The following is a 14,344-nucleotide window of genomic DNA, read 5'->3' as shown; positions in this document are numbered from 1 at the left end:
CCCGAGGTCCGCGCCCGCCGTGTGCGCTGTCATACAGCCCGTATACCCGCCGTCGCGTGCCCGCGGCCGTCAGCCGGCCGAGGCGCCGGCGCGGCGCTTGGCCCAGACGTCGAGCGCGACGGCGGCCAGCAGGACGAGGCCCTTGAAGAGCATCACCCGCTCGCTCGGCGCGCCGATGAGGGACATGCCGTTGTTGATCACGGCCATGATGAGGCCGCCGGTGATCGCGCCGACCACCTTGCCGACGCCTCCCTGGACGGCGGCGCCGCCGATGAACGCCGCCGCGATGGCGTCGAGCTCGAAGCTGTTGCCGGCCGTGGGACCGGCCTGGTTGAGGCGACCGGCGAAGATGATCCCGGCGATCGCCGACAGCACGCCCATGTTCACGAAGAGCCAGAACGTGACGGACTTGACGTTGATGCCCGACAGGCGCGCGGCGTGCAGGTTGCCGCCGATGGCGTAGATGTGCCGGCCGAAGACGGCGCGGTTGGTGACCAGGGTGTAGCCCACGACGAGGAAGGCCAGGAGCACCAGGACCCAGGGGAGGTTCTTGAACCGGGCCAGCTGCACGATCACCACGAGCACGACGGCGGAGGCGGCGGCCATCTTGAGGGCGAACACGGGCAGCGAGTCGACCGACTGCCGGTAGCCGATGCGTCCCTGGCGGGCGCGCCACTGGCTGCCGATGATCGCGGCCACGGCGGCGAGGCCGACGAGGAGGGTGATCAGGTCGGCGCCGCCGAGCGGGCCCAGCCCGATGTTGCCCAGGTAGCCCTCGACGAAGCCGTTGGACAGGGTGCGGACCTCGTCGGGGAAGGGGCCGATGCCCTGGTTGCCGAGCACGGTCAGCGTCAGCGCCCGGAACACCAGCATCCCGGCGAGGGTGACGATGAACGCCGGGATGCCGAAGTAGGCGACCCAGTAGCCCTGCCAGGCGCCGATCAGCGCGCCGGCGATGAGCGTGATGAGCAGGGCCAGCGGCCACGCGATGTCCATCTCGACCATCAGCACCGCCGAGATCGCGCCGCTGAGCGCCACCACCGATCCCACGGACAGGTCGATGTGACCGGCGATGATGATCAGGATCATGCCGATCGCCAGGACCAGGATGTAGGAGTTCTGCACCATGATGTTCGAGATGTTCTGCGGGCTGAGCAGCTCACCGTCGGTCAGGATGGAGAACAGAACGATGATCAGCGCGAAGGCGATGTAGATGCCGCTCTGCCGCAGGTTGAAGGAGAGGCGGCCGCCGGACGGCTTCGCGGCCAGGTGCGGGGGAGCACCGCCGGCCGGTGGGGTGTCGGCCGTGGCCTTCTCGACGCTCTTCATGGCCGTTATTCCTTTTCCCTCGTCATGAATTGCATGAGCCGTTCCTGGGTGGCCTCGGCCCGCGGCAGCTCACCGGTGATCCGCCCGGCCGACATGGCGTAGATGCGGTCGCAGAGACCGAGCAGCTCGGGGAGCTCCGAGGAGATCACCAGGATGGCCTTCCCCTGGTCGGCCAGCTCGTTGATGATGGTGTAGATCTCGTACTTGGCGCCCACGTCGATGCCGCGGGTGGGCTCGTCGAGGATCAGCACGTCGGGGTCGGTGAAGATCCACTTCGAGAGCACGACCTTCTGCTGGTTGCCGCCGCTGAGCTGCCCGGTGATCGACGAGACGTCCGGGGCCTTGATGTTCATGCCGGCCCGGAAGCCGTCGGCGACCCTGTGCTCCTCGTTGCCGTTGATCCAGCCCCGCCTGGCGAGCTTGCCCAGCGCCGCGGCCGAGACGTTGCGCTTGATGTCCTCGATGAGGTTGAGCCCGTACCGTTTGCGGTCCTCGGTGGCGTAGGCGATGCCGTGGGCGATCGCCTCGCGGACCGAGCCGATCCGGATCTCCTCGCCGTTCTTGTACACGCGCCCGGAGATGCCCACCCCGTAGCTCCGGCCGAACAGGCTCATCGCCAGCTCGGTGCGGCCGGCGCCCATCAGGCCGGCCAGGCCGACGATCTCGCCGCGGCGCAGCGTCAGGCCGGCGCCGGAGACGACGGCGCGGTCGTGCTGGACCGGGCTGTGCACCGTCCAGTCCTCGATCCGCAGCACCTCCTCGCCGATCGTCGGCTCGTGCGGCGGGTAGCGGTGCTCCAGGTCGCGCCCGACCATGCCGGAGATGATCCGGTCCTCGGTGACGCGGTCGGCCTTCATGTCGAGGGTCTCGATCGTCCGCCCGTCCCGGATGATGGTCGTGGAGTCGGCGATGGCCGCGATCTCGTTGAGCTTGTGCGAGATGATCACCGAGGTGATGCCCTCGTCGCGCAGCCCCCGCAGCAGGTTGAGCAGGTGCGCCGAGTCCTCGTCGTTGAGCGCCGCGGTCGGCTCGTCGAGGATGAGCAGGCGGACCTCCTTCGACAGGGCCTTGGCGATCTCGACCAGCTGCTGCTTGCCCACCCCGATGTCCATCGCGGCCGTCACCGGGTTCTCGCGCAGCCCGACCCGCTCCAGGAGCTCCGCGGCCTCGGCGTTGGTGCGGTTCCAGTCGATCAGCCCGCGGCTGGTGCGCTCGTTGCCCAGGAAGATGTTCTCGGCGATCGACAGGTAGGGGCTCAGCGCGAGCTCCTGGTGGATGATGACGATGCCGCGCCGCTCGCTGTCCCTGATGCCGGAGAACCGGCACGGCTCCCCGTCGAAGTGGATCTCGCCCTCGTAGGTCCCGTGGGGGTAGACACCGGACAGGACCTTCATCAGGGTCGACTTGCCGGCGCCGTTCTCTCCGCAGATCGCGTGTATCTCACCCCTCCGGACCGCGAGGTTGACGTCCTGGAGGGCCTTGACGCCCGGGAAGGTCTTGGTGATCCCGCGCATCTGAAGTATGTAGTCGGTCATCGCGTCCGTCTCCGCGTCGCTCTTCTCACCGGGACGGGTCCCCGGCCGCTGCGGCCGGGGACCCGAGCACGGGGTGCCGGTCGGCTACTTGAGCTGGTCCTCGGTGTAGTAGCCGGTGTCGACGAGGGCCTGCTTGTAGTTGTCCTTGTAGACGATGACGGGCTCGAGCAGGTAGGACGGGACGACCTTGTTGCCGTTGTCGTAGTCGGTGGTGTTGTTCACCTCGGGCTTGCCGCCCTTGAGCAGGGCGTCGGCCATCTTGACGGTCACCTCGGCCAGCTGGCGGGTGTCCTTGTAGATCGTGGCGTACTGCTCGCCGGCGATGATCGACTTCACCGAGGCGACCTCGGCGTCCTGGCCGGTGACGACCGGGTAGGGCTGGTCGGCGGTGCCGTACCCGCTGCTCTTGAGGGCCGAGAGGATGCCGATGGACAGGCCGTCGTACGGCGAGAGCACGCCCTGGACCTTGGCGTCGGAGTAGGCCTTGGTGATCAGGTCCTCCATGCGCTTCTGCGCGGTGGCCGGGTCCCAGCGCAGGATGGCGACGGTCTTGAAGTCGGTCTCACCGCTCTTGACGACCAGGGTGCCCTTGTCGATGTAGGGCTTGAGGGTGTCCATCGCGCCGTTGTAGAAGAACGTCGCGTTGTTGTCGTCCGGGGAGCCGGCGAAGATCTCGACGTTGAACGGGCCCTTGGCGTCGCCCTCGGAGCCGTCCTGCTTCTTCAGCCCGAGGCCCACCAGCAGCGAGGTCGCCTGCTGCACGCCGACCTTGTAGTTGTCGAAGGTGGCGTAGTAGTCGACGTTCGGGGAGTTGCGGATGAGACGGTCGTAGGCGATCACGGGGATCTTCTTGTCGGCCGCCTGCTGGAGCTGGGTGGTGATCGCGGTGCCGTCGATCGAGGCGACGATCAGAACCTTGGCGCCCTTGGTGATCTGGTTCTCGATCTGGTTGACCTGGGTGGGGATGTCGTTCTCCGCGTACTGCAGGTCGACCTTGTAGCCCAGCTTCTCAAGAGAGCTCTTGACGTTGTCGCCGTCGTGGATCCATCGCTCGGAGGACTTGGTCGGCATGGTGACGCCCACCAGGGCGCCCTCCGACGACCCGGTCGCGGTCTGCTCCTGGTCGACGGTCTTGGTGGCGGAGCCGCAGGCGGTCATCACCATGGCGAGAGCCAGGCCAACAGGCACGGTGGCCAGCTTCGAGAGCCTCATGTTCTGCCCTTCATACGAACGCGATATCGATCTGGAGGTGGTGCCGGCCTTGTCGCCGCGGTCGGCGGCCCGGAAGCCGCCCGTATGGCTTCCGGAAACGTTCCGATGCGGCGGCGCCGGAGCGGCTGTGGTCCGGCGTTCCGGCCCGCCCGCTCTTGTTAACGCTCACAACATCGCCAACACACCCGTCGGTCCAGCTGGTCGGGGTGTGAGCGCTATCAAATTCGGGGTCCGGATGCCTGTCAAGCGTCGTAACAGCAACGTGACATCGAGGTTAACCGGACATGAGAGTACAAAATCCCTTTCGGGTCACCCGTCCCGGCCCGGGGCGGGTGACGGAGCCCCGGAAAACCCGCGCTCGGAAACATGTGTTTCGGGCGGATCAAAAGCGGGCCGCCGGGGTGGGGGCCCGTGACCGCACTGTAATGAGCGAGACTCTTGACGGTGGGGGATGTTAACGCTCACAGTCTCCTCAGACGAGGAAAGGAGCACCGGTGAGCTCTACCAGCCGAGGGCGCCGCTCTCCGGTGATGGCCGACGTGGCCAAGGTGGCCGGAGTGTCGCACCAGACGGTCTCGCGTGTGCTCAACGACCACCCTAACGTCCGCGCCGAGACCCGCACCCGGGTCCTGGCGGCGATCGACCAGCTCGGCTACCGCCGCAACCTGGTCGCCCGCGCCCTCGTCACCCGCCACTCCCGCACGCTCGGCGTGGTGAGTTTCGACACCACGCTGTACGGCCCGGCCAGCACGGTCTACGGGATCGAGCAGGCCGCCAGGGACGCGGGATACTTCGTCAGCATCGTCAGCCTGCGGACCATGGACCGGGCCGGAGTGCGCGACGCGCTGGACTACCTGGCCGATCAGGGCGTCGACGGCATCGTCGTGGTCGCCCCGCAGCGGTCGGCGGCCCGCGCGCTGGCCGACCTCCCGGCGGACGTGCCCATGGTGGCCGTCGAGGGCGACCACGCCGGCGACGTCTCCGTGGTCAGCGTCGACCAGGTCGAGGGGGCCAGGCTGGCCACCGAGCACCTGATCGGCCTGGGCCACGAGACCGTCTGGCACGTCAGCGGTCCGTCGGACTGGCTGGAGGCCGAGGGCCGCATCGCGGGCTGGCGCGGGGTGCTGATCGCCAACGGCAGGGCGGTCCCCGAGATCCTGCCCGGCGACTGGAGCCCGCGCTCCGGTTACCAGGCGGGCCGGATCCTGGCCGAGATGGACGAGGTCACGGCGGTGTTCGTGGCCAACGACCAGATGGCGCTGGGGCTGCTGAGGGCGTTCGCCGAGGCGGGCGTCGAGGTGCCCGGGCAGGTCAGCGTCGTCGGCTTCGACGACGTGCCCGAGTCGGAGTTCTTCTCCCCGCCGCTCACCACGGTCCGTCAGGACTTCGGGGCGGTGGGCCGCAACAGCATCGGGATCCTGCTCCGGCAGATCGAGGCGGGGCAGGATCGCTCACGCGAGAGGCTGGTGGTCCCGCCGCTGTTCAAAGTCAGGGCCAGCACCGCGCCGGCCCGGCGGTAACCGTACCGCCGTACCGGAATCGCGCGGCGCGCAGCCGCACAGCGGCCCTCCGCGGGCCGTACGGAAAAGGGTGCGACGTCGGGCAACGATGTTAACGCTCACATAGTTGAAAGGACCCCCCACGTGTTCAAGAGGATGTCGGCGCTGCTGCTTGTCGGCGCCACCGTGATGACCATGGCCGGCTGCGGGAGCGGCGGGGCGACGTCGGCGACGGAAACGGGATCGGGATCGGGCGGTGGTGACAACAAGATCACCATGGGCTTCTCCCAGGTCGGCGCGGAGAGCGGCTGGCGCACCGCCAACACCAAGTCCGTCCAGGAATCGGCCAAGACGGCCGGGATCGACCTGAAGTTCTCCGACGCGCAGCAGAAGCAGGAGAACCAGATCAAGGCGATCCGCTCCTTCATCCAGCAGAAGGTCGACGTCATCGCCTTCTCCCCGGTCGTCGAGTCCGGCTGGGACACCGTGCTCAAGGAGGCCAAGAACGCCAAGATCCCGGTGATCCTGACCGACCGGGCCGTCGACTCGCAGGACACCAGCCTCTACAAGACCTTCCTCGGCTCCGACTTCGTCGAGGAGGGCAAGAAGGCCGGGCAGTGGCTGGTGGAGGAGTACAAGGACTCCACTGAGACGGTGAACATCGTCGAGCTGCAGGGCACCACCGGTTCGGCTCCCGCCAACGACCGCAAGGCCGGTTTCGCCGAGGTCATCGGGGCCGACGCCAAGTTCAAGGTGATCGCCTCGCAGACCGGCGACTTCACCCGCGCCAAGGGCAAGGAGGTCATGGAGGCCTTCCTGAAGTCCAACCCGGACATCGACGTGCTCTACGCGCACAACGACGACATGGGCCTGGGCGCGATCGAGGCGATCGAGGGCGCGGGCAAGGTCCCGGGCAAGGACATCAAGATCATCACGGTCGACGCGGTCAAGGACGGCATGCAGGCGCTGGCCGACGGAAAGATCAACTACATCGTCGAGTGCAGCCCGCTGCTCGGCCCGCAACTGATGGACCTGGCCAAGAAGGTCGTCGCGGGAGAGCAGGTGCCCGCCCGCGTGGTGACCGAGGAGACGACGTTCACCCAGGAGCAGGCGAAGGAAGCCCTGCCCAGCCGTCAGTACTGACCGGTCGGGTCGCCCCGGACTCGCACTCCGGAGCGGCCCGCCGCGGGAGCCCGCCGGCCCTCTCCGGGCCGGCGGGCGGCACGGCGGACCACGTGGACCCGGTGAATCGGGAAGCCCACGGATCAGAGGACCAGATGAAGAGGAGAGGGACGCCGCATGGACGACGCACCCGCCCCGATCCTGCACATGCGCGGGATCTGTAAAGAGTTCCCCGGCGTCAGAGCCCTGAGCGACGTCGACTTCCGGCTCCTGCCGGGAGAGGTGCACGCCCTGATGGGCGAGAACGGCGCCGGCAAGTCGACCCTGATCAAGGTCCTCACCGGGGTCCACGCCGTCGACGGCGGCGAGATCACGCTGGACGGCGCGCCGGTGTCCTTCTCCGGCCCCCTGGCGGCGCAGCAGGCCGGCATCAGCACGGTCTACCAGGAGGTCAACCTCTGCCCGAACCTCTCGGTCGCGGAGAACATCCTCATCGGCCGTGAGCCGCGCCGCTTCGGCCGGATCCACTGGAAGGAGGTACGGCGCCGCGCCGCCGCGGTGCTGGAGCGGCTGGAGATCCACGTCGACGTGTCGGCCCCGCTGTCCTCCTGCTCCCTGGCCGTCCAGCAGATGGTCGCCATCGCCCGCGCCGTCGACGTCTCCGCGCGGGTGCTGATCCTCGACGAGCCGACCTCCAGCCTCGACGCGGGCGAGGTCGCGCAGCTGTTCCGGGTGATGCGCCGGCTCAAGGCCGAGGGCATCGCCATCCTGTTCGTCTCCCACTTCCTCGACCAGATCTACGAGATCGCCGACCGGATGACGATCCTGCGCGACGGCAGGCTGGTGGGGGAGTACCTCACCGGCGAGCTGGGCCAGGTCGAGCTGGTCGGCAAGATGATCGGCAAGGAACTGAAGGACCTCGAGTCGCTCGAGAACGCGCCCAAGGACATCGCCGCCGCCGAGCGCTCGCGGCCCTTCGCCGAGGCGAGGTCGCTGGGCCGCCCCGGCGCCGTCGAGCCGTTCACCCTCACCATCCACGAGGGGGAGGTCGTCGGCCTGGCCGGGCTGCTCGGCTCCGGCCGCACCGAGGTGGCGCGCCTGCTGTTCGGCGCCGACCACGCCACCACCGGCGAACTGTCCGTCGGCGGCGCGCCCGTGACGCTGCGCACGCCGCGCGCCGCCACGAACCACGGGATCGCCTTCTGCTCGGAGAACCGCCGCGCCGAGGGCCTGATCCCCGACCTGACCGTCCGGGAGAACATCATCCTGGCCCTCCAGGCCGCCCGCGGGTGGGCCCGGCCGATCCCGCGCCGCACCCAGGACGAGCTCGTCGCCAAGTACATCGACGCGCTGAAGATCAGACCGGCCGACCCCGACCGCCCGGTGAAGAACCTCAGCGGCGGCAACCAGCAGAAGGTGCTGCTGGCCCGCTGGCTGATCGTCGAGCCGAAGCTGCTCATCCTCGACGAGCCCACCCGGGGCATCGACGTCGGAGCCAAGGCCGAGATCCAGCGCCTGGTCGTGGAGCTGTCCGACGGCGGCATGGCGGTGCTGTTCATCTCCGCCGAGCTGGAGGAGGTGCTCCGGCTCAGCCACAAGGTCGGGGTCCTGCGGGACCGGCGACTGGTGGCCGAGCTGCCCAACGACGACGACCTGACCACCGGAGTCCTCATGGAGACCATCGCGAGCGGAGGCCGCGCATGAACGCCGCCGCCGTGATCAGGCACCGGCTCTTCTGGCCGGCGGCCGTGCTCGTCCTGCTGCTGGCGGCCAACGTGTTCTTCACGCCGGGCTTCCTGTCCGTCGAGCTGAAGGACGGCCACCTCTACGGCAGCCTGATCGACATCGCCCGGTTCGGCGCGCCGCTGATCCTCGTCGCGATCGGCATGACCCTCGTCATCGCCACCGGCGGGATCGACCTGTCGGTCGGCTCGGTCGTGGCGATCTCCGGGGCCCTGGCCTGCCTGTGGATCACCGACCTGGACGATCAGCAGAGCGTGGGCGGCGTGCTCACGGCCGTCGGCCTGGCCCTGGGGCTCGCGCTGTTCCTGGGACTGTGCAACGGGGTCCTGGTCGCCGGGATCGGCATCCAGCCGATCGTCGCCACGCTCATCCTCATGGTGGCGGGACGCGGCCTCGCCCAGCTGATCACCGACGGGCAGATCCTCACCGTCAACAGCGCCCCCTACAAGCTCATCGGCGGCGGCTACTGGCTCACTCTGCCGTTCGGCGTGCTGATCGTGGCGGCCGTGCTCGCGATCACCGCGTTCCTCACCCGGAGGATGGCCCTGGGGCTGCTCCTGGAGTCCGTCGGCGGCAACCCGGTGGCGAGCCGGCTGGCGGGCATCCGCTCGCGCGGGCTGATCGTGACGGTCTACGCCTTCTGCGCGCTCTGCGCGGGCATCGCGGGATTGATGGTCAGTTCGAACGTCTCCAGCGCCGACGGCAACAACGCCGGCCTCTGGATCGAGCTCGACGCCATCCTCGCCGTCGTGATCGGCGGCACCTCTCTGGCGGGCGGCCGCTTCTCCCTCGGCGGCACCGTGCTCGGCGCGCTCGTCATCCAGACGCTGACCACCACGATCTACACCATCGGCATCCCGCCGGAGACGACGCTGCTGTTCAAGGCGCTCGTCGTGGTCGCGGTGTGCCTGCTGCAGTCCCCCGCCTTCCGGGAGAAGGCCCTCAACCGCCGCCGTCGCCGTCCCCAGGCGGCGCCGGCGAGCGCCGACCCGAAGGTGAAGGTGCCGGCATGAGCTCGGACGTCCTGACCGCCGGCCGATCCGCGGCGCTCCGCGACCGGCAGCGCTACCTCCCCGTCCTGGTGACGGCGGGCCTGCTGGTGGCCATGTTCACCGTCGGCGGCCTGCGCTACGAGGCGTTCGCCTCCGGCCAGATCGTGCTCAACGTCTTCATCGACAACGCCTTCCTGCTCGTCCTGGCGGTCGGCATGACCTTCGTGATCCTCACCGGGGGCATCGACCTGTCGGTCGGCGCGGTGGTCGCGCTCTCCACCATGGTCACGGCGACCCTCATGACGGACCACGGCTGGTCGCCGCTGGCGGTGGTCCCGCTGGTGCTGCTCATCGGCTCGGTGCTCGGCCTCGCGATGGGCTGCATGATCCACTACTTCGAGATCCAGCCGTTCATCGTCACGCTGGCGGGCATGTTCCTGGCCCGCGGCCTGTGCTACGTCATCGGGACCGACTCGATCCCGATCACCGAGGAGACCTACACCGCCGTCGCCCAGACGCAGATCAGCCTGCCCGGCGAGATGCACCTCTCGGTGAGCGTCGTCATCGCCCTGGCGGTAGTCCTCTTTGCGGCATATATGCTGCATTACACCCGGTTGGGAAGGAATGTCTACGCCATCGGGGGCAGCGAGCAGTCGGCGCTTCTCATGGGCCTGCCCGTGGCCCGGACGAAGATCGCGGTCTACACGATCAGCGGCTTCTGCTCCGCGCTCGGCGGCGTGCTGTTCTCGCTCTACACGCTCTCCGGGTACGGCCTCAACGCGCTCGGCATGGAACTGGACGCGATCGCGGCGGTCGTCATCGGAGGGACGCTGCTCACCGGCGGGTCGGGCTATCTGCTCGGGACCGTCCTCGGCGTGCTCGTCCTCGGCCTCATTCAGACGATCATCAGCTTCGAGGGGACCCTCAGCCCCTGGTGGACCAAGATCTTCATCGGTCTGCTGCTGTTCGTCTTCATCCTGCTGCAGCGCCTGATCACAGCGCGACGGTCCTGACGCCGGAATGGAGCCGCCCTCTATGTCTCTTCTGATTCGGGGAACAATGTGAACGCTAACAACGATCACTATGTGATCGGCGTCGACTTCGGCACACTGTCGGGACGCGCCGTCGTGGTCCGCGTCTCCGACGGCGCCGAGGTCGGCAGCGCCGTACACGAGTACGCCCACCGCGTGATCGAGGACCGGCTGCCCGGCACGGACGTGAAGCTGGGGCCGGACTGGGCTCTGCAGTCGCCGCAGGACTGGCGCGAGGTGCTGCGCACCGCGGTGCCCGAGGCGGTCGCCGCCTCCGGAATCTCCCCGTCCCAGGTCATCGGCCTGGGCACCGACTTCACCGCCTGCACCGTGCTGCCCGCCACCGCCGGCGGCACGCCCCTGTGCGAGGTCGACGGGCTGGCCGAGCGGCCGCACGCCTGGCCCAAGCTCTGGAAGCATCACTCCGCCCAGCCGCACGCCGACCGGATCAACGCCCTGGCCGAACGGCGGGGCGAGAGCTGGCTCCCGCGCTACGGCGGGAAGATCTCCTCCGAGTGGCAGTTCGCCAAGGGCCTGCAGGTGCTGGAGGAGGACCCCGAGGTCTACGGCCTGGCCGAGCGCTGGATCGAGGCCGCCGACTGGATCATCTGGCAGCTCACCGGCGTGGAGTCCCGCAACACCTGCACCGCCGGGTACAAGGGGGTCTTCCAGGACGGCGCCTACCCCTCCGATGACTTCCTGGCCGAGCTCAATCCCGCCTTCGCCGGTTTCACCGGCAAGCTCGGCCGGGAACTGGCTCCACTCGGCGGCCTCGCGGGCCGTCTGACGGCCGAGGCCGCCGAGTGGACCAAGCTCCCCGAGGGGATCGCGATCGCGGTCGGCAACGTCGACGCCCACGTCACCGCGGCCGCCGCCGACGCCGTGCGGCCCGGCCAGATGGTCGCCATCATGGGCACCTCCACCTGCCACGTCATGTCCTCCGACGCCCTGGCCGAGGTGCCGGGCATGTGCGGCGTGGTGCGCGACGGCATCGTGCCGGGCCTGTGGGGCTACGAGGCCGGCCAGTCCGGCGTCGGCGACATCTTCGGCTGGTTCGTCGACACCTGCGTGCCCGCCTCCTACGAGCGCGAGGCCGGGCGGCTCGGCCGTACCGTGCACGAGCACCTCACCGAGCTGGCCGCCGCGCAGAAGGTCGGCGAGCACGGCCTGGTCGCGCTCGACTGGCACAACGGCAACCGGTCGGTCCTGGTCGACCACGACCTGTCCGCCGTGATCGTCGGCCAGACCCTCGCCACCCGGCCCGAGCACACCTACCGGGCGCTCATCGAGGCCACCGCCTTCGGCGCCCGCATGATCGTCGAGACGTTCGAGGACGCCGGGGTGCCGGTGGAGGAGTTCGTCGCCGCCGGCGGCCTGCTGAAGAACCGCTTCCTCATGCAGGTCTACGCCGACGTGCTGCGCCGCCCCATCTCGGTGATCGGCTCCGAGCAGGGCCCGGCGCTCGGCTCGGCCGTCCACGCCGCCGTCGCCGCCGGCGCCTACCCGGGCATCGGGGAGGCCGCCGCGGCCATGGGCAAGCGCACCGAGGCCGCCTACGTGCCCGACGCCGGGCGCGCCGACGCCTACGACCGGCTCTACGCCGAGTACTGCCACCTGCACGACCACTTCGGGCGAGGAGAGCACCCCCATGGCAACGACGTCCTGCACCGCCTGCGCGCCCTGCGGAACGAGGTGACCGCGTGAGCTCTCGTGTGCGGGAACTGCAGGAGACCGTCTGCGCGCTCCACGCCGAGCTGGTCCGCAACAACCTGGTCGCCTGGACCGCGGGCAACGTCTCGGGCCGGGTGCCGGGCGAGGACCTGTTCGTGATCAAGCCGAGCGGCGTCTCCTACGACGACCTGACCCCCGAGTCGATCGTCGTGTGCGACCTGGACGGCAACCTGGTCGAGGGCGACCACGCCCCCTCCAGCGACACCGCCGCCCACGCCTACGTCTACCGGGCCATGCCGCACGTCGGCGGCGTCGTGCACACCCACTCCACCTACGCCTCGGCCTGGGCGGCCCGCGGCGAGGCGATCCCGTGCGTGCTCACCGCGATGGCCGACGAGTTCGGCGGCGAGATCCCGGTGGGGCCGTTCGCGCTGATCGGCGGCGACGACATCGGCAAGGGCATCGTCGCCACGCTGGAGGGTCACCGCTCCCCGGCGGTCCTGATGCAGAACCACGGCGTCTTCACCATCGGCGCCTCCGCCAAGGCCGCCGTCAAGGCCGCCGTGATGTGCGAGGACGTCGCCCGCACGGTGCACGTCTCCCGGCAGCTCGGCACGCCGCTGCCCATCGCCCAGGCCGACATCGACAGCCTGTACGACCGCTACCAGAACGTTTACGGACAGAGGAGTTCACGGTGACCCGTCAAGAGCGCGAGATCTGGTTCCTGACCGGGAGCCAGGGACTGTACGGCGAGGACACGCTGCGGCAGGTGGCCGAGCAGTCCCGGCGGATCGCCGAGGAGCTGAACGAGGCGCTGCCGTTCCCCGTGGTGTGGAAGCCGGTGCTCACCGACGCCGGGGCGATCCGGCGCATGTGCCTGGAGGCGAACGCCTCCGACGCGTGCATCGGAGTGATCGCGTGGATGCACACGTTCTCCCCGGCCAAGATGTGGATCGCCGGGCTCGACGCGCTGCGCACCCCGCTGCTGCACCTGCACACCCAGGCGAACCTGGAACTGCCCTGGGCCTCCATCGACATGGACTTCATGAACCTGAACCAGGCCGCCCACGGCGACCGCGAGTTCGGGCACATCCAGGCCCGGCTCGGGGTGCCCCGCAAGACCGTCGCGGGACACGTGAGCGACCCGTCGGTGGCCGGACGGATCGGCGCGTGGGCCCGCGCCGCGGCCGGGCGCGCCGAGGTCGGCTCGCTGAAGCTGGCCCGCTTCGGCGACAACATGCGCGACGTGGCCGTCACCGAGGGCGACAAGGTCGAGGCGCAGCTGCGCTTCGGGGTCTCGGTCAACACCTACGGGGTCAACGACCTGGTGGCCGCCGTCGACGCCGCCCCGGACTCCGAGGTGGACGGGCTCGTCAAGGAGTACGAGGACACCTACGCGGTGGCCGCCGAGCTGCGCGCCGGAGGAGACCGGCACGACTCGCTGCGCTACGCCGCCCGGATCGAGCTCGGCCTGCGCGGCTTCCTGGAGGCGGGCGGGTTCAAGGCGTTCACCACGAACTTCGAGGACCTCGGCGGCCTGCGCCAGCTCCCCGGCCTGGCCGTGCAGCGGCTGATGGCCGACGGGTACGGCTTCGGCGGCGAGGGCGACTGGAAGACCTCGGTGCTGCTGCGCACGCTGAAGGTGATGTCCACCGGACTGGACGGCGGGACGTCGTTCATGGAGGACTACACCTACCACCTGGTGCCGGGCCAGGAGCTCATCCTCGGCGCGCACATGCTGGAGGTCTGCCCGACCATCGCCTCCGGCACCCCCTCCTGCGAGATCCACCCGCTGAGCATCGGCGGCCGGGAGGACCCGGTCCGGCTGGTCTTCGACGCCCGGCCCGGGCCCGCCGTGGTGGTCGGCCTGGCGGACATGGGCGAGCGGTTCCGGCTGGTCGCCAACGAGATCGACGTCGTGAATCCCGCCGAGCCGCTGCCGAACCTCCCGGTGGCCCGCGCCGTGTGGCGGCCCCGCCCCGACATGCGCACCTCCGCCGAGGCGTGGCTGACGGCCGGCGCGCCGCACCACACCGTGCTCTCGGCCGCCGTGGGGACCGAGGAACTGGCCGACTTCGCGGACATGCTCGGCGTCGAGCTGCTCGTCATCGACGCCGGCACCGAGATCCGGCAGTTCACCAAGGAGATCCGCTGGAACCAGGCCTACTACCGCCTGGCCCAGGGCTTCTGACCACGTACGGTCTGAATTG

At 69.5% G+C, this 14,344-nt stretch carries 11 protein-coding genes; 8 read left to right on the top strand and 3 right to left on the bottom strand.

Annotation, left to right across the window (positions count from 1 at the left end; genetic code table 11):
- Window positions 1–69: 69 nt before the first annotated feature.
- The 3 genes from mmsB to chvE all read right to left on the bottom strand — a co-directional run bounded on the left by mmsB (window position 70) and on the right by chvE (window position 4,076).
- The gene (gene mmsB, locus Plo01_RS01625) at window positions 70–1,329 is read right to left on the bottom strand and encodes a multiple monosaccharide ABC transporter permease (protein ID WP_203888622.1); all 1,260 of its coding nucleotides are present in this window, start codon (window positions 1,327–1,329) and stop codon (window positions 70–72) included.
- Between the two features lie 5 nt (window positions 1,330–1,334).
- Window positions 1,335–2,864 carry a multiple monosaccharide ABC transporter ATP-binding protein gene (gene mmsA, locus Plo01_RS01620; protein WP_203888621.1) on the bottom strand — a complete coding sequence of 510 codons (1,530 nt, stop codon included), beginning with the start codon at window positions 2,862–2,864 and terminating at the stop codon, window positions 1,335–1,337.
- 84 nt (window positions 2,865–2,948) lie between these two features.
- Window positions 2,949–4,076: a multiple monosaccharide ABC transporter substrate-binding protein gene (gene chvE, locus Plo01_RS01615; RefSeq protein WP_275415347.1), complete on the bottom strand. Its 1,128-nt coding sequence runs from the start codon at window positions 4,074–4,076 to the stop codon at window positions 2,949–2,951.
- A 530-nt stretch (window positions 4,077–4,606) separates the two neighbouring features.
- Here chvE and Plo01_RS01610 point away from each other — a divergent pair.
- From Plo01_RS01610 to araA, 8 genes are all read left to right on the top strand, one after another.
- Complete coding sequence (locus Plo01_RS01610) at window positions 4,607–5,596, top strand: LacI family DNA-binding transcriptional regulator (protein ID WP_203888650.1); 990 nt, start codon at window positions 4,607–4,609, stop codon at window positions 5,594–5,596.
- A gap of 123 nt (window positions 5,597–5,719) precedes the next feature.
- A complete protein-coding gene (locus Plo01_RS01605) occupies window positions 5,720–6,718 on the top strand; it encodes an ABC transporter substrate-binding protein (protein WP_203888620.1) in 999 nt (332 codons plus the stop codon).
- Window positions 6,719–6,874: 156 nt separating this feature from the next.
- Window positions 6,875–8,401, top strand: coding sequence for a sugar ABC transporter ATP-binding protein (locus tag Plo01_RS01600; protein WP_239315744.1), 1,527 nt, complete (start codon window positions 6,875–6,877; stop codon window positions 8,399–8,401).
- Complete coding sequence (locus tag Plo01_RS01595) at window positions 8,398–9,453, top strand: ABC transporter permease (protein ID WP_203888619.1); 1,056 nt, start codon at window positions 8,398–8,400, stop codon at window positions 9,451–9,453. The genes Plo01_RS01600 and Plo01_RS01595 overlap by 4 nt, the downstream gene beginning before the upstream one ends.
- Complete coding sequence (gene yjfF / locus Plo01_RS01590) at window positions 9,450–10,445, top strand: galactofuranose ABC transporter, permease protein YjfF (protein WP_203888618.1); 996 nt, start codon at window positions 9,450–9,452, stop codon at window positions 10,443–10,445. Before Plo01_RS01595 ends, yjfF begins: the two co-directional genes overlap by 4 nt.
- A gap of 48 nt (window positions 10,446–10,493) precedes the next feature.
- Complete coding sequence (gene araB / locus Plo01_RS01585) at window positions 10,494–12,167, top strand: ribulokinase (RefSeq protein WP_239315743.1); 1,674 nt, start codon at window positions 10,494–10,496, stop codon at window positions 12,165–12,167.
- Window positions 12,164–12,832, top strand: coding sequence for an L-ribulose-5-phosphate 4-epimerase (locus Plo01_RS01580; RefSeq protein WP_239315742.1), 669 nt, complete (start codon window positions 12,164–12,166; stop codon window positions 12,830–12,832). Before araB ends, Plo01_RS01580 begins: the two co-directional genes overlap by 4 nt.
- Entirely contained in the window at window positions 12,829–14,325 is a 1,497-nt protein-coding gene (araA, locus tag Plo01_RS01575) for an L-arabinose isomerase (protein ID WP_203888617.1), read from the top strand. The genes Plo01_RS01580 and araA overlap by 4 nt, the downstream gene beginning before the upstream one ends.
- Window positions 14,326–14,344: the final 19 nt, after the last annotated feature.

This window comes from Planobispora longispora, assembly GCF_016863135.1.
GTDB classification, from domain to species: Bacteria; Actinomycetota; Actinomycetes; order Streptosporangiales; family Streptosporangiaceae; genus Planobispora; species Planobispora longispora.
This window is presented reverse-complemented; position numbering and strand designations above follow the sequence as displayed.

Excerpts from the sequence above, each read along its gene's own strand:
- yjfF (WP_203888618.1), top strand. The coding sequence starts at position 9,450 with ATGAGCTCGGACGTCCTGACCGCCGGCCGATCCGCGGCGCTCCGCGAC.
- mmsB (WP_203888622.1), bottom strand. The coding sequence starts at position 1,329 with ATGAAGAGCGTCGAGAAGGCCACGGCCGACACCCCACCGGCCGGCGGT.
- mmsA (WP_203888621.1), bottom strand. The coding sequence starts at position 2,864 with ATGACCGACTACATACTTCAGATGCGCGGGATCACCAAGACCTTCCCG.
- Plo01_RS01600 (WP_239315744.1), top strand. The coding sequence starts at position 6,875 with ATGGACGACGCACCCGCCCCGATCCTGCACATGCGCGGGATCTGTAAA.
- Plo01_RS01610 (WP_203888650.1), top strand. The coding sequence starts at position 4,607 with ATGGCCGACGTGGCCAAGGTGGCCGGAGTGTCGCACCAGACGGTCTCG.
- Plo01_RS01595 (WP_203888619.1), top strand. The coding sequence starts at position 8,398 with ATGAACGCCGCCGCCGTGATCAGGCACCGGCTCTTCTGGCCGGCGGCC.
- chvE (WP_275415347.1), bottom strand. The coding sequence starts at position 4,076 with ATGAGGCTCTCGAAGCTGGCCACCGTGCCTGTTGGCCTGGCTCTCGCC.